The following is a 15,236-nucleotide window of genomic DNA, read 5'->3' as shown; positions in this document are numbered from 1 at the left end:
CGCTTTTACGGGTGAAAACCTATAATTTGACCACAGAACACCCCGCCTCTCAGACCGACACATTGACAAACCGCCCATGAAACTGCAACCCGATCGCTTTGATGTGCCATCTGTCACCGGCTACGGCCCTGGATGGGTCGCCATTCAAGGGGAAAAAACTCACCACAGCGTAGTCATCGCATCCAACGGCACCCAGTTTGATTGGGGTTGTGAACACTTTCAAGACCTCGGCCCTTCACATTTCGCACAACTGGCAGAGCTTGATGTCGAGTTGGTGATATTCGGCAGCGGCAAGCTGCTGCGGTTTGGGTCACCCGCCTGGATGCAAGGCTTGATGCAAAAGCGCATTGGCGTCGAAACAATGGACACCCAAGCAGCCTGCCGCACCTACAACATCTTGGCGGGCGAAGGCCGCAAGGTGGCCGCCGCACTGTTGATTGAAGGTCAAAACAGCGACTGAGTGAGGCATTACCTACACATCGAGACCCGATCTGTCTGTCCCTTTGATTTCAAGTTAAAATAATGGGTTGCCGCTGGGGGCGTCTAGACAGTTGCCCCACTCCATCGGCCGTCTTTACTGTCACACCTGATTGAAGCGCTATGGCAATTGTTGTCAATAAACCCCTTCCCGAATTTGAAGCCAATGCCACAGGTGGCATCAAGGTGTCTAACAACTCGCACACGGGCAACATGCTGGTGCTGTACTTTTACCCAAAAGACAACACGCCTGGTTGCACGACCGAAGCGATGCAATTTCGTGACAAATACAAAGACTTCGTCAAGGCCGGAGCAGTTGTGTTTGGCGTGTCACGAGACAACATGAAGTCACACGACGATTTCAAAACCAAGCTCGAACTGCCCTTCGAGTTGATCGCCGATACAGAAGAAAAGATGTGCCACATGTTTGGCGTGGTCAAAAATAAAATCATGTATGGTAAAAAAGTCAAAGGCATTGAACGCAGCACATTCCTGATTGGCGCCGATGGCTTGCTGAAAGAAGAATGGCGCGGATTGAAAGTCCCTGGCCATGTGGACGATGTGCTCAAAGCGGTCAAGGCACTGAAAAAGGCAGGCGGCTGAACCAGCCCAATTCACCAAACGTCATAGGGCTCAGGTATAGTGGCCCCATGATGCTGAAAGAAGCGAACACGTTTCACCCACAAAAGCCGCCTTGGCCTCCAGGCGGCTTTTGCGCTTTTTAAGCCTCATGCTTGTGTTTTAACCCTCTCCCCCGATCGCCACATGCCACTGCCTCCCGCCCCCACCAAACGCGCTGCCTTACTGAACACCGAAGCACTGGACGCCTCCGCAAAGCCTCGCGCAACGCGACGTTCTGTGGCGCATTACGACGAGACAGAAGGCGCATCAAGCACAACATCTTCCATCGAAGCATTCGATCGCACGACAGGTGGCGTCACGGCAGAAGAAGTTTCAACCCCAGAACCTGTAGAAACTATTCGCCACAGCAGCAAACCGCGACAGCAAGAACGCCGCCGCCATGCTGAGCGTTCGGCCTCTGAGGTGGTTGCGGCCCCAAAGAAAGCCAAACGCCCAGGCCCCAGCAAATTGTTTGTGCTTGACACCAATGTGTTGATGCACGATCCAATGTGCCTGTTCAACTTTGAAGAACACGACATCTTCTTGCCGATGATCGTGCTGGAAGAGCTCGACAGCAACAAGAAAGGCATGACCGAGGTGGCGCGTAACGCACGCCAAACAAGCCGAACCTTGGATGCTCTGGTTGCAACCCATGGTGCCGACATTGCAACGGGTCTGAAACTCGACAGCACAGGCCACCGCCAAGTCGGTGGACGACTATTCTTTCAAACCCAGGCATTGGATTTCAACTTGCCTGCCAGCCTGCCACAAGGAAAGGCCGACAACCAAATTCTGGGAGTCGTCGACGCCTTGCGTGTGCAATATGCACCGCGGGAAGTAGTTCTGGTCTCCAAAGACATCAACATGCGTGTCAAAGCACGTGCGTTGGGTTTGGCCGCAGAAGACTATCAAAACGACAAGACGCTAGAAGACGGCGACTTGTTGTACTCTGGTGCTTTGGCCTTACCGCCTGACTTTTGGATCAAACACGCCAAATCGGTAGAGAGCTGGCAGAGCGGCAGTCAAACCTTCTACCGTCTGAGCGGCCCTATCGTGCCTGAGTTGCACATCAACCAGTTCGTGTATTTCGAAGCCCCGGGCGAACCCAGTTTGTATGCCCGCGTGACTGAAATTCGCGGAAAAACGGTGGTACTGAAAACTCTCAAAGATTTCAATCACCTCAAAAATGCAGTGTGGGGTGTCACCACACGCAACCGCGAACAAAACTTCGCCATGAACTTGCTCACCGATCACGAAATTGACTTCGTGACCCTTACCGGTACAGCAGGCACAGGAAAAACCTTGATGGCTTTGGCCGCAGGCTTAACGCAGGTATTGGATGAGCGTCGCTACACCGAAATCATCATGACCCGCGCCACAGTGAGTGTGGGAGAGGACATCGGCTTTTTACCAGGCACAGAAGAAGAGAAGATGGGCCCTTGGATGGGCGCACTCGATGACAACTTAGAAGTTTTGGCCAAGACCGAGACGAGTGCTGGCGAATGGGGCCGTGCGGCCACCAGCGAATTGATTCGTAGCCGCATCAAGATCAAAAGTCTCAACTTCATGCGCGGTCGTACTTTTCTGAACAAGTATCTGATCATTGACGAAGCGCAAAACTTGACACCCAAGCAAATGAAAACTCTCATCACACGTGCGGGACCAGGTACCAAAATTGTGTGCATGGGCAACCTGGCCCAAATCGATACGCCTTACTTGAGCGAAGGCTCTTCAGGCTTGACCTATGCTGTGGATCGATTCAAAGGTTGGCCACACGGAGGCCATATCACCCTGGCACGTGGCGAACGCTCACGACTGGCAGATTACGCCAGCGATGTACTCTAAAAATTAGAAATCGCCGTTGTTGTACCCACTGGCCAAGCTCTCGAACTTGGTCAGCGGCTTCAAGAAAGCCAGCTTCACGGTTCCTGTTGGGCCGTTACGTTGTTTGCCAATGATGACTTCTGCTACACCCGGCTCTTTGGACTCTTTGTTGTAGTAGTCGTCACGGTAAATGAACATGATCACGTCTGCATCTTGCTCAATGGCGCCTGACTCACGCAAGTCACTCATCATGGGACGCTTGTCTGTACGTTGCTCCACGCTTCGGTTCAACTGAGACAAAGCAATCACGGGGCATTGCAATTCTTTGGCGAGCATTTTCAAGCCTCGGGAAATCTCACCAATTTCAGTGGCACGGTTATCACCGCCACTGCTGTTTGAGCCACTCATCAATTGCAAATAGTCAACCACGATCAAGCCTAACTTGCCACATTGACGTGCCAGGCGACGGGCATTGGCGCGCAACTCACTCGGGGTCAAACCAGGCGTTTCGTCAATGTGCAATGACACATTGCGCAACTTCTCAATGGCCTCCGTCAGACGCGGCCATTCGTCATCACTCAACTTACCCGTACGTAAATGGCCTTGGTCGATACGACCGATGGAGCCAACAATACGCACTGCCAGCTGTGAGGCACCCATCTCCATCGAGAACACAGCCACAGGCAAACCTTCGTTCAAGGCCACATGCTCGGCAATGTTGATCGCCAAAGCCGTTTTACCCATGGACGGACGTGCAGCCAACACAATCAGATCACCAGGTTGTAAACCAGAAGTCATACGATCAAAGTCGAAGAATCCAGTGGGAACGCCAGTGATGTCATTCTGGTTGTCGGCCATTTCCTGCACACGGTCCAACAAATCAACCACCAACTGCGGCATGGCTTGAAAGCCTTGCTTCATGCGCGAGCCTTCTTCGCCAATATTGAAGATTTTTTGCTCGGCCTCATCTAGGATTTGAGCCACCGCACGACCTTGGGTATTGAACGCGTTGGTGGCGATTTCATCGCTTGCACTCACCAGCTTGCGCAATATCGAACGTTCGCGCACGATCTCGGCATAGCGACGAATATTGCTAGCGCTTGGCACATACTGCGCCAAGGCATTCAAGTAACCCAAGCCCCCTATTTCCTCAGCCTTACCCAGAGCCTGTAAATGTTCGTATACCGTGATCACGTCAGCGGGACGGCTGGCGTTGACCAATGCACCAATGGCTGCATACACCTGTCGGTGCTCGTAACGGTAGAAGTCACCATCGACCAACAAGTCCCCCACCCGGTCCCAGGCACCATTGTCGAGTAACAAGCCGCCCAACACACTGGATTCAGCCTCAATGGAGTGCGGAGGAATGCGCAGTTGAGCGATTTGTTTATCGCCAGAGAAGCCTTCTTCAAGACCAGATAAAACAGCAGACATAAGGTTCCTGTGAATACGACATCCTAAGCCCAGAGACCACCCAAGTCATCGGATAACCCTGTGGATAAGGCGTGGGTTATTTGGGGAAATCAAAAGAAAAAGCCGCTCCAAGGAGCGGCTTTTGACTGGGTAGCAGAAACTTAGGCTGTTTCGCCGTACACAGACACGGTGATATCAACCACCACATCGGTGTGCAAGGCCACGCTGACCGTGCTGTCACCGACCACTTTGATCGGGCCATTGGGCATACGCACTTGGGCTTTAACCACGGCATAACCGTTCTTGTTGAGTTCTTCAGCAATGTCGAAATTGGTGACAGAACCAAACAAGCGACCATCCACACCAGCTTTTTGGCTCAGCTTGATGGTTGTACCACCCAACTTTTCGCCTTGAGCTTGTGCAGCAGCCAGCTTTTCAGCAGCCACTTTTTCGAGTTCGGCACGGCGTACTTCGAATTCTTTGATAGCGGTTTCTGTGGCGCGACGGGCGCGGCCAGAAGGAATCAAAAAGTTACGTGCGTAGCCATCTTTCACCTTGACGATTTCGCCCAGGTTGCCGAGGTTCACGACCTTGTCGAGCAGAATAATTTGCATGGTCGTTTCTCCTTAAATTTTGTGCTGGTCGCTGTAGGGCAACATGGCAAGAAAGCGTGCACGCTTGATGGCCGTGTTGAGCTGACGCTGGTAAATGGCACGGGTGCCGGTCAGACGAGCGGGGATGATTTTGCCGTTTTCGGCGATGAAGTCACGCAAAGTGTCGACATCTTTGTAGTCAATCTCTTCCACGCCAGTGACGGTGAAGCGGCAAAAGCGCTTGCGCTTGAACAGCAGAGATTGCGTGTTGCGCTTGGGGCGCTTGTCTTTGTTGAATTTCTTGAACGTAGCCATGATCTGGGCTTTCTATGAAATTTGCTGAAAATTTTGAATGTGAAGGACGACGTTTTTGCTATTGCGTGGTGAGGCTAAGAAGCCCGTGAACTGCCAAACACTGCCAAGAGGTTGCTGAGCCAACTGCGCAGCAAGATTTCCCACGGCAACGGTTTTGACACTTGCTTTGACTTGGCGCTGCTGCCCCGCTTCTTCGATATCAGACTCATGTTCGAGTCTCAAATCAAGTGCAGGCAACCCTGCTGGGGTGTACCGCAAGGCCGAAACCTCTGCGATGCAAGCGTTCAAAACAATGTGATTCACACCTTGCAATAAAACGCAAAAACTTAAGCCGAGAATTCGGCTTGTTGCGCTTTGCGAGCCTCTTCGCGCTCTACCGTTTTCATCATTGAAGAAGGCGCTGTATCAGCTTTCTTCTTCAAAACGGTCAGGTGGCGCAACACTGCGTCGTTGAACTTGAACGCATGCTCAAGTTCAGACATCACAGCTTGGTCAGCTTCAATATTCAAACAAATATAGTGGGCTTTGGCCAACTTGTTGATCATGTAAGACAGCTGGCGACGGCCCCAGTCTTCCATGCGGTGAATAGCACCACCACCTGCGGTGATCATGCCTTTGTAACGCTCCAGCATGGCTGGGACTTGCTCGCTTTGATCCGGATGGATCAACAAAATGATTTCGTAATGACGCATGGACACTCCTTGAGGGTTAAAGCCACCCACGGCGTCAGACGTGGTGTAGCAAGGGAAAGCCTGTCATTATAGTCAATTTTTCGAAGCGGAGGCTTGACTGAAGACGTACCCCAAAAACAACCCCATCGGAACACCAAAAACGGCCGCACAAGTTGGATCCAAGCCCCACCAAATTGTGTCCTGAGGGCTCAGCTGCAGCCTCATCTGAACCCAGGGGTGATTAGAGACGATGTAGTAAAAAGAAACCCCCAAGCCCGACGCCATCGCTGCGATGGCCCCCACACGGTTCATTGCGGGCCAATATAGCCCTAGCAGCAAGACGGGGAAAAAGGTGGATGCCGCCAACGAAAAAGCACAGGTAATCCAAAACAAAATGTTGACAGGTCGATTGGTAGCAAACCACGCCGCCAGCAATGCCACCACCATGAGCAAAATTTTTGACAACATCACACGTCGCAATGCTGGGGCTTGTGGCGCGGCTGTTTGGAAGTACAAGTCTTGCGCCAAAGCATTAGAGATGGTTAACAAGAGACCGTCTGCGGTAGACAACGCAGCAGCCAATGCACCGGCGGCAATCAGGCCTGTAAAAACCGGGGATAAACGTGCAATCTCCGGCACTGCCAACACCACGTAGTCGTTGAACAAACGAACGTCTGAAAACTGCACAATGCCATCGTGGTTGTAGTCTTGAACAGTGAGCAAGGCCAGTTTGCGCAATTTGAGTCGATCAGCCCAATCCGGCAATTGGTCTAAATTCACCCCCACCAATTCCGTCAAGACAAACGACTTGATCAGAACCGCCAACGCCGAAGCACACAGATACACCACTACGATAAAAAACAGCGCCCAAACTACCGAACGCTGGGCTTGTGTAGGACTTGATGCCGTATAGGAACGAACCAGCACATGAGGCAGTGCCGCAGTCCCCACCATCAAACAAAACACCAGCGCAACCGTGTTCACCCACCCTTGATTCAAGCCATGCAGATCAGCCGCTTGAAAACCCACCGGACGATTGAGTGTTTGTATCAATTGCTCACGCTCGGTCCACCACGCTTGCGTCAAACGCTCTACCCCGACCTCTCGCCAGGCTGGATTGGCTTCCAAAGCTTGAATCTCGCGCAAAGGCGCGTTATCCGCTTTAGCCCGCGCAATTTGTCGAGCAATGACTTGACGCTCAATGGTGCGTGCAGCCACGGGATCGGCGATTTTTGAATCTAGATCACGAATTCGCAAAGCAATCGCCTGCCGTGTGCGCTGCTCTGCTGGATCAGCCTCAATCTCTTTGGCTCGACGCTCAATGGTTTGCAATGACTGCGCCGCCGCCACAGCCAACACAGGGTGCCCCTGCGTTTTCCACGACACAGCAACGCCCAAAGCCAGCATCGATGCCACGATGACCACGCACTGCACCACCTGGGTCCAGGTGACCGCGCGCATGCCCCCCAGAAAAGAACACAGCAAAATCCCACCCAATGCCAAGAAAACGCCTAATTCAAACGTCAGCCCAGACAGCATGGAAGCCACCAAACCGATGCCATAAATCTGTGCAATCAGATAAATACTGGAGCACAAAATGGCACCCCATGCAGCCAACCACCGAACGGACGGACTCTGGAACCGTTGGCCTAAAAAGTCAGGAATAGTGATGGCAGATGAGGCATTCAGTTTCGCAGCAAACAAAAACCCCAAAAGACAAAAACCCCCGGTCCACCCCAAGACATAGGCCAAGCCCCCCGCATGGTGTCCATCCCCTACAAAACCATCAGAAAGCAACAGCCCAGTCAACCCGATAAACGAGGCAGCAGACATCCAATCTGCTGCGGTGGCCATACCATTGAACGGCGCACTGACGCGACGTCCAGCCACGTAATACTCTTCTGGGTTACCGGTACGACAAAACATGCCAATCACGGCATAACCAATGATCGACACCACCAAAAAGAATCCATTGATCAGGGATTTAGAGACCCCCAGCAAGTCCGCCAGCCAAAGACCTAGCGACAAGACGGTCACCCCCATCAATCCCGCCAAGACCAGACGCCACCGCCAAGGTCTAAAGCCCATGCTCAGCCTCCACAGGTTCACGCGCCCACCACCATGCCAAGACTGCATAAAAAACCGGCAATGCTTGCGCGACCAGCCAGAAGTGCAGCGCTGTGCGCTCAGGCCAACACCACGCCACAGCGAGCGCAACGACGGTGATCAAAACCAACAAGCACAGGCCAACTCGCGTGCGATGACGTAAGCCCTCAGGTGCAGCCACTTCATGGGTTGGCACATCGAGGTCGTCGGCAGAGGCTTGGATTTGCTGATGCATCACAGTTGATTTGTAACAGTTAAAAAGCAAGACGCACCTCAGGATTGCCCTGAGGTGCGTCTCGTCTAGGTCACAGGCAGGCCTACTTAGCCAACGACTTCCAAGTCTCAATCACGCTGTCAGGGTTGAGTGAAATCGAGCTGATGCCCTGATCTGCCAACCAATGTGCGAAATCGGGGTGATCGCTGGGGCCCTGGCCGCAAATCCCCACGTACTTGCCATGTGCCAGACAGGCACTGATGGCGCGAGTGAGCAAAGCCTTCACTGCTGGATCGCGCTCATCAAAGTCTGCCGCCAACAACTCCAAGCCTGAATCGCGATCCAGGCCTAACGTGAGCTGGGTCAAATCGTTAGAACCAATGGAAAAGCCATCGAAATACTGCAAGAACTCATCAGCCAAGATGGCATTGCTCGGCACCTCGCACATCATGATGACTTTGAGCTCGTTCTCTCCGCGCTTCAAGCCGTGATCTGCCAACAACTGGGTGACTCGCTCGGCTTGCTTGAGCGTGCGCACAAAAGGCACCATCACCTGCACGTTGCTCAAGCCCATATCTTGGCGCACACGTTTCATGGCCTCGCACTCCATCGCAAACGCTTCACCAAAATCTTCGCTGATGTAACGTGCTGCACCACGGAAACCCAACATGGGGTTCTCCTCTTCGGGCTCGTAGCGGCTACCGCCAATCAGCTTGCGGTACTCGTTGGATTTGAAATCAGACAAACGCACGATCACGGGCTTGGGCCAAAAAGCCGCAGCGATGGTCGCCACACCTTCGGCCACCTTGTCGACATAAAAAGCGCGGGGAGAGGCGTGTCCGCGTGCCACAGATTCAACAGCTTTTTTCAAATCTGCATCCACATTGGGGTAATCCAAAATCGCTTTGGGGTGCACACCGATGTTGTTGTTGATGATGAACTCCAGGCGTGCCAGACCCACCCCTTCATTGGGTAGCTGGCAGAAATCAAAGGCCAGCTGGGGGTTACCCACGTTCATCATGATCTTGGTCTTGATGTCGGGCATGGTGCCACGCTGAACTTCGGTCACTTCGGTTTCCAGCAAACCGTCGTAAATCAAGCCTGTGTCGCCCTCAGCGCAACTGACTGTGACCAACGTGCCATCTTTGAGTCGTTCAGTGGCATCGCCACACCCCACCACCGCAGGAATACCCAATTCGCGCGCAATGATGGCGGCATGGCACGTACGACCACCACGGTTGGTCACGATGGCACTGGCGCGTTTCATCACGGGCTCCCAGTTGGGGTCTGTCATGTCCGTGACCAAGATATCGCCCGCTTGAACTTTGTCCATCTCGCTGATGTTGTGTACCAAGCGCACGGGGCCCGTGCCAATTTTTTGACCAATCGCACGCCCTTCGGCCAGCACCGTGCCATGACCTTTGAGTTTGTAGCGAAATTCGGACTGGCCCTTTTGCTGGCTTTTCACCGTTTCTGGGCGGGCCTGCAAGATATAGAGCTGGCCATCGGTGCCATCTTTGCCCCATTCGATGTCCATCGGACGGCCATAGTGCTGTTCAATCACCAAAGCATAGTGCGCCAGCTGCTCGACATCCGCATCCGTTAAGGAATAACGATTGCGCAATTCCGTGGGCACATCGGTGGTTTTGACCAGTTTGCCAGAAGCTTTTTTCTCTTCCGGCGTGGTGAATTCCATCTGGATCAACTTAGAGCCCAAATTACGACGAATCACCGCACGCTTGCCCGCCTTGAGCATAGGCTTGTGAACATAAAACTCATCAGGATTGACGGCTCCCTGGACCACGGTTTCACCCAAGCCATAGCTTGACGTGATGAACACCACATCTTCAAAACCAGACTCGGTGTCAATGGTGAACATCACGCCTGCTGCACCCAGGTCTGAGCGCACCATGCGTTGCACCCCTGCCGACAAAGCCACATCCGCATGGGCAAAACCTTTGTGCACGCGATAGCTGATGGCACGGTCGTTGTAGAGCGAGGCAAACACCTCTTTCATCTTGTGCAGCACATCCTCAATGCCATGCACGTTCAAGAAGGTTTCTTGCTGCCCTGCAAAAGAGGCATCAGGCAAATCTTCGGCTGTGGCTGATGAGCGCACCGCAAAAGTTGCGTCTGTGTTGCCTGCAGACAGGGTGGCAAAAGCGTCGCGAATGGCTTTTTCCAAATCTGCGGGAAAAGGTTGTGCTTCCACCATCGCGCGAATTTCTGCCCCGGCTTCGGCCAAAGCGCGCACATCATCGGTATCTAAGGCATCCAAGCGGGCATTGATCCGCTCAGTCAACCCGTCGTATTGCAAAAACTCACGGAAGGCGTGCGCCGTAGTGGCAAAGCCTGTAGGCACGCGAACCCCAGAGGGAAGTTGCGAAATCATCTCGCCGAGACTGGCGTTTTTACCGCCTACCGACTCGACGTCGGTCATTCTCAGGTTTTCAAACGGTACGACCAGGGCGGTCGGGCTGAAAAGTGCAGACATGGGAAAGCTCCAGAAGTTAAAACCGACGGCGCCATGCAGCGGCTGCAACCTTGTAATTCTTGGAAGGGGTTGGCTTGGCACATGGCTAAATTTGGATAATGACTCATTGTAGGTCGCCAACACAGAAAGTTTTCATGCCAAACCCCACCGTTTTTTTCGTCTCAGATGGCACCGGCATCACCGCCGAAACATTTGGAAATGCCATCTTGGCGCAGTTTGAACTGAAATTCCGCCATGTCCGTCTGCCGTTTGTGGACTCGGTCGATAAAGCCCACCAAGCAGTGCGTCAAATCAACCACACAGCCGAGGTGGAGGGGCGCAAGCCAATAGTCTTTACCACGCTGGTGAATATGGAAGTCCTCAACGTCATCACCGAAGGCTGCAAAGGCATGTTGCTCGATATGTTTGGCACCTTCGTGAATCCTTTGGAACAAGAACTTGGCATCACCTCCAACCACCGCATTGGTCGGTTTTCAGATGTCAGCAAAAGTAAGGAATACCACGACCGAATTGAGGCGATCAACTTCAGTCTGTCACATGACGATGGGCAGCTCAATCGGGATTTGGAATCATCCGATGTGATTTTGGTGGGTGTGAGCCGCAGCGGGAAAACGCCTACCAGCCTGTACCTGGCCATGCAATATGGACTCAAGGCTGCCAATTACCCGTTGATCCCCGAAGACTTTGAACGCCGTCAGCTGCCACCGGCGTTGATGCCACACAAGAAAAAAATCTTCGGCTTGACGATTCAACCCGAGCGCCTGAGCGAAATTCGCAACGAACGACGTCCTCACTCCAAGTACGCCAGTTTGGTCAATTGCCGCGCCGAAGTGTCCGAAGCCGAAGCCATGATGCGCAGAGCAGGCATACGGTGGCTCTCCACGACCCATAAAAGCATCGAAGAGATCGCCACCACCATCCTGCAAGAAATCAGTCCTGAACGACTGATTTACTGAAACGCCGGTTTACAAGCCAATGGCGGCAATACCCGCCTTGGCGATTTGTGCGTCTTCGTTGGACTTGACACCACTCACGCCCACCGCACCAATGCATTGACCATCTTTCATGATTGGCACACCGCCTTCGAGCATGCCGTTCAAATCTGGCGCACTCAAAAATGCCACGCGTCCGCCATTGATCACATCCTCATAAATTTTGCTTTCACGACGGCCCAACGCTGCCGTGTTGGCCTTGGCTGGGGCCATGTGGGCAGAAAAAGGAGGGGCGCCATCCAAGCGCTGCAAGGCCAACAAATGACCGCCATCGTCCACGATGGCAATGGTCACGGCCCAGTTATTTTTAAGCGCTTCTGCTTCTGCAGCAGCAGCAATGGCTTTGATGTCGACAGATTCGAGAACGTGTTTGATTTTCATGGGTCTAGGTATCAAGGTTGAATGACAGGCGCAGAGCATACTGGCTCGTTGCTTATTGCTTACCTGCATACAACACAAAAGAACCCTGCAAAAAAGTAGGGAGTCCTTGATTTCTGCCACACAGCCCTAAAATGCAGCCCATCTGCATGTGCAGGTGTTTCAGGAGACCGTGACATGAACGACCAAATCCACGCGTTTGACTACAGCGTGCTACCCACCCAAGAACGCAACCGGGTGATGCGCAATACCTACTGGCTGCTCGCACTGAGCATGCTGCCCACCGTCCTGGGGGCTTGGGTTGGCGTTGCCACAGGCATCAGTTACGCGCTGTCGGGTGTGATGGGCATGATTTTGATGTTGGCAGGTGCTTTTGGCTTCATCTACGCCATTGAACGCACCAAAGAAAGCGCCACAGGCGTCTATGTGCTGCTGGGCTTCACCTTTTTCATGGGCTTGATGCTCTCGCGCATGATCGCCATGGTGTTGGGCTTCAAAAACGGTGCTGAGTTGGTGATGACCGCATTTGGCGGCACTGCGGGTGTGTTCTTTTTGATGGCCAGCTTGGCCACCGTGATCAAACGCGACCTGTCTGGCATGGCCAAATGGCTCACGGTCGGTGTGGTGGTACTCATGGTTGGCAGCATCATCAACATCTTTGTGGGCTCCTCGGCCGGCATGATGGCGATCTCCATGTTGTCCATGCTGATCTTCAGCGCTTTCATGCTGTATGACCTCAAACAAATCGTTGATGGTGGCGAAACCAACTACATCAGCGCCACGTTGACCTTGTATCTGGATGTCATCAATGTGTTCCAAAGCCTGCTGGCCCTGCTGGGCATTTTTGGTGGCGAACGCGAATAAGTGCACTTGATTGACCATAAAAAAGAGACCCTCGGGTCTCTTTTTTTATGCGTCATTGAGACATGGCGGCTAAGTCCTCAAGACAGCTCAAAGACCGCCATGCTCTCCACATGGGCTGTGTGCGGAAACATATTGACCGCACCTGCATGCGTACAACGGTAGCCCGCCACATTCACCAACAAGCCAGCGTCGCGCGCCAAAGTGGCTGGGTTGCAGCTCACATACACAATCCGCTTCGGGGGAACCCACCCTTGACGTAACTCCGGTTGTTCTTTCAACGTGGCCAAGGTTTGTGCCAACGCGAAGGCACCTTCACGCGGCGGGTCAACCAGCCACTTGTCTGCCACACCGTCTTGCGTGAGTAACTCAGGCGTCATCTCAAACAAGTTACGCGCCACAAATTGTGTGGGTGCCAACGGTGTGCTGCGCAAGCTTTGGTTATAGGCCAAGTTCTCGCGTGAGCGCGCCACCAACGCCTCGCTACCTTCGATGCCCAAGACCTCACGCGCATGCGTGGCCAAAGGCAAGGTGAAGTTACCCAAACCGCAAAACCAGTCAATCACACGCTCATGAGGTTGAACATCCAACAAGCGCAATGCACGGGTCACCAACACGCGGTTGATATGAGGGTTGACCTGCGTGAAGTCGGTCGGTTTGAACGGCATGGTGACGTCAAACTCAGGCAAGGCATACGAGAGTTGCTCGACCTGACGGTCGTCTAGCAAGCGCACTGTGTCTGGCCCTTTGGGTTGCAACCACCACTGCACACCGTGCTGCGCCGCAAAATCACGCAAACGGGTCAAGTCAGCATCACTCAACGGCTCCAGATGCCGCAGCACCAGCGCCGTCACGTTGTCACCGCAGGCCAATTCAATTTGAGGACAGGTATCGCGCGCTTGCATGCGCCCAATCATGTCGCGCAAAGGCATCAACAAAGCCTCGACATGTGCGGGCAAGATGGGGCAATGCTGGGTATCGGCCACATAGCGACTTTTTCGCTCATGGAAACCGATCAAAACCACCCCTTTTTTCACCACATAACGCACCGAAAAACGCGCGCGGTAACGGTATCCCCAGGTTGGCCCTTGGATAGGTCGCAACAAAGTTTCTGCTTTCACTTTGCCCAAATGCCAAAGGTTGTCTTCCACAGCGCGTTGCTTGATGGCGACTTGGGCCGTTGCATCCAAATGCTGCATCTTGCAGCCACCGCAAGCCCCCGCATGCAAACCAAAGTGCGGACAACCGGGTGTCACGCGTTGAGAAGACTCACGGAACACCTCGATCAGCGAGCCCTGCTCCCAATTGTTTTTTTTGCGATGGATATTGGCACTGACCACCTCAAAAGGCAGCGCCCCATCGACAAACACCACCTTGCCATCGGCGCGGTGGGCCACGCCTTGGGCGTCCAGATCCATAGATTCAATGTGCAAGGCGTGTTCAGGCCACACCGTATCGGCCGTGTTCGACATATCAGACTCAGTTGGCAGGCAAATACTTGGCAGGATCCACCGGCTTGCCTTGGCGGCGGATTTCAAAGTGCAGCTTCACCTGATCGGCGTCGCTGTTGCCCATTTCGGCAATTTTTTGACCTTGTTTGATGGCTTGATCTTCTTTGACCAGCAAGGTTTGGTTGTGGGCATACGCCGTCAAATAGGTATTGTTGTGCTTGAGAATGATCAAGTTGCCATACCCGCGCAAACCCGACCCTGCATAGACTACGCGTCCATCCGCAGCAGCTAGCACCGGGTCGCCTGCCTTGCCAGCAATGTCCAGCCCTTTGTTTTTGACCTCGTCAAAACCAGCCAGCAAATTGCCACGTGTGGGCCACTTGAAAAGTAAGGCCTCTTCGGCGCTGTCTGGCGCAGCAGGTGCTGCAGCGTTTGTAGCTTTAGACGCTGTTGGCACCGTCGGAGCAGAAGCCACCGCACTGGCAGGCGTTGCTTGCACAGGCGCGGACGACAAGACTGGGCGCACCACCACGCCCGTGTCCTGGTTTGGCGGTATGACGCGCAACACTTGTCCGGTTTCAATCAAATTGGGGTTGCCCAGGCTGTTCCAGCGCACCAGATCACGCCAAGACTGACCGTGGTCCATGCCAATGCGAATCAACGTGTCCCCTGGCTTGACCGTGTAATACCCAGGTTTGCCCATGTTCTCAGCACCGGGCAAAGCTTGAACCACGGCAGCGGAGGCACCAGAAGTACGGTCTTCCACGGGCGCGGGGCGCCCTTTGGTGGCGCAACCAGACATGGCAACAACAGCCATGGAAGCTAG

At 53.5% G+C, this 15,236-nt stretch carries 16 protein-coding genes; 5 read left to right on the top strand and 11 right to left on the bottom strand.

Going from position 1 to position 15,236, the window contains the following annotated elements; translation table 11 throughout:
* The first annotated feature begins 76 nt into the window (after positions 1-76).
* The 3 genes from B9Z41_RS01345 to B9Z41_RS01335 all read left to right on the top strand — a co-directional run bounded on the left by B9Z41_RS01345 (position 77) and on the right by B9Z41_RS01335 (position 2,943).
* Positions 77-460 (top strand): Mth938-like domain-containing protein, encoded by a 384-nt coding sequence (locus B9Z41_RS01345; RefSeq protein ID WP_100144233.1) that lies wholly within the window; start codon positions 77-79, stop codon positions 458-460.
* A 140-nt stretch (positions 461-600) separates the two neighbouring features.
* On the top strand, positions 601-1,080 hold the full coding sequence (locus B9Z41_RS01340; protein WP_100144231.1) for a peroxiredoxin: 480 nt from the start codon (positions 601-603) through the stop codon (positions 1,078-1,080).
* A 162-nt stretch (positions 1,081-1,242) separates the two neighbouring features.
* Complete coding sequence (locus tag B9Z41_RS01335; protein WP_100144229.1) at positions 1,243-2,943, top strand: PhoH family protein; 1,701 nt, start codon at positions 1,243-1,245, stop codon at positions 2,941-2,943.
* Between the two features lie 3 nt (positions 2,944-2,946).
* Here B9Z41_RS01335 and dnaB read toward each other — a convergent pair whose 3' ends face one another.
* The 8 genes from dnaB to ppsA all read right to left on the bottom strand — a co-directional run bounded on the left by dnaB (position 2,947) and on the right by ppsA (position 10,728).
* Positions 2,947-4,356 carry a replicative DNA helicase gene (dnaB, locus tag B9Z41_RS01330; RefSeq protein WP_100144227.1) on the bottom strand — a complete coding sequence of 470 codons (1,410 nt, stop codon included), beginning with the start codon at positions 4,354-4,356 and terminating at the stop codon, positions 2,947-2,949.
* Positions 4,357-4,496: 140 nt separating this feature from the next.
* Positions 4,497-4,949 carry a 50S ribosomal protein L9 gene (gene rplI, locus B9Z41_RS01325; RefSeq protein WP_100144225.1) on the bottom strand — a complete coding sequence of 151 codons (453 nt, stop codon included), beginning with the start codon at positions 4,947-4,949 and terminating at the stop codon, positions 4,497-4,499.
* A gap of 12 nt (positions 4,950-4,961) precedes the next feature.
* Positions 4,962-5,243, bottom strand: a complete 282-nt coding sequence (gene rpsR / locus B9Z41_RS01320; RefSeq protein WP_100144223.1) for a 30S ribosomal protein S18 — start codon at positions 5,241-5,243, stop codon at positions 4,962-4,964.
* Positions 5,244-5,255: 12 nt separating this feature from the next.
* Positions 5,256-5,546 (bottom strand): primosomal replication protein N, encoded by a 291-nt coding sequence (priB, locus tag B9Z41_RS01315; RefSeq protein WP_369823263.1) that lies wholly within the window; start codon positions 5,544-5,546, stop codon positions 5,256-5,258.
* Positions 5,547-5,569: 23 nt separating this feature from the next.
* Positions 5,570-5,935: a 30S ribosomal protein S6 gene (gene rpsF, locus B9Z41_RS01310; protein WP_100144219.1), complete on the bottom strand. Its 366-nt coding sequence runs from the start codon at positions 5,933-5,935 to the stop codon at positions 5,570-5,572.
* 72 nt (positions 5,936-6,007) lie between these two features.
* Positions 6,008-8,002 (bottom strand): VC_2705 family sodium/solute symporter, encoded by a 1,995-nt coding sequence (locus tag B9Z41_RS01305; RefSeq protein WP_233202452.1) that lies wholly within the window; start codon positions 8,000-8,002, stop codon positions 6,008-6,010.
* Positions 7,992-8,255 carry a hypothetical protein gene (locus B9Z41_RS01300; RefSeq protein WP_100144216.1) on the bottom strand — a complete coding sequence of 88 codons (264 nt, stop codon included), beginning with the start codon at positions 8,253-8,255 and terminating at the stop codon, positions 7,992-7,994. The genes B9Z41_RS01305 and B9Z41_RS01300 overlap by 11 nt, the downstream gene beginning before the upstream one ends.
* An 82-nt stretch (positions 8,256-8,337) precedes the next feature.
* Positions 8,338-10,728, bottom strand: a complete 2,391-nt coding sequence (ppsA, locus tag B9Z41_RS01295; protein WP_100144214.1) for a phosphoenolpyruvate synthase — start codon at positions 10,726-10,728, stop codon at positions 8,338-8,340.
* A gap of 134 nt (positions 10,729-10,862) precedes the next feature.
* Between ppsA and B9Z41_RS01290 the strand changes: the two genes are divergently transcribed.
* Complete coding sequence (locus B9Z41_RS01290) at positions 10,863-11,684, top strand: pyruvate, water dikinase regulatory protein (protein ID WP_100144212.1); 822 nt, start codon at positions 10,863-10,865, stop codon at positions 11,682-11,684.
* A 9-nt stretch (positions 11,685-11,693) separates the two neighbouring features.
* Here the strand turns inward: B9Z41_RS01290 and B9Z41_RS01285 are convergent, their stop codons facing one another.
* Positions 11,694-12,101 (bottom strand): heme-binding protein, encoded by a 408-nt coding sequence (locus B9Z41_RS01285; RefSeq protein ID WP_100144210.1) that lies wholly within the window; start codon positions 12,099-12,101, stop codon positions 11,694-11,696.
* A 174-nt stretch (positions 12,102-12,275) separates the two neighbouring features.
* On the opposite strand from B9Z41_RS01285, the gene B9Z41_RS01280 reads away from it, so the two are divergent.
* Positions 12,276-12,962, top strand: a complete 687-nt coding sequence (locus B9Z41_RS01280) for a Bax inhibitor-1/YccA family protein (RefSeq protein WP_100144208.1) — start codon at positions 12,276-12,278, stop codon at positions 12,960-12,962.
* Positions 12,963-13,039: 77 nt separating this feature from the next.
* Here the strand turns inward: B9Z41_RS01280 and rlmD are convergent, their stop codons facing one another.
* Both rlmD and B9Z41_RS01270 read right to left on the bottom strand, forming a co-directional pair.
* Positions 13,040-14,431 (bottom strand): 23S rRNA (uracil(1939)-C(5))-methyltransferase RlmD, encoded by a 1,392-nt coding sequence (rlmD, locus tag B9Z41_RS01275; RefSeq protein WP_100144206.1) that lies wholly within the window; start codon positions 14,429-14,431, stop codon positions 13,040-13,042.
* A gap of 7 nt (positions 14,432-14,438) precedes the next feature.
* The gene (locus B9Z41_RS01270; protein WP_369823262.1) at positions 14,439-15,227 is read right to left on the bottom strand and encodes a peptidoglycan DD-metalloendopeptidase family protein; all 789 of its coding nucleotides are present in this window, start codon (positions 15,225-15,227) and stop codon (positions 14,439-14,441) included.
* Positions 15,228-15,236 lie beyond the last annotated feature (9 nt).

It is taken from the genome of Limnohabitans sp. JirII-31 (genome assembly GCF_002778315.1).
Classification (GTDB): Bacteria; Pseudomonadota; Gammaproteobacteria; order Burkholderiales; family Burkholderiaceae_C; genus Limnohabitans.
This window is presented reverse-complemented; position numbering and strand designations above follow the sequence as displayed.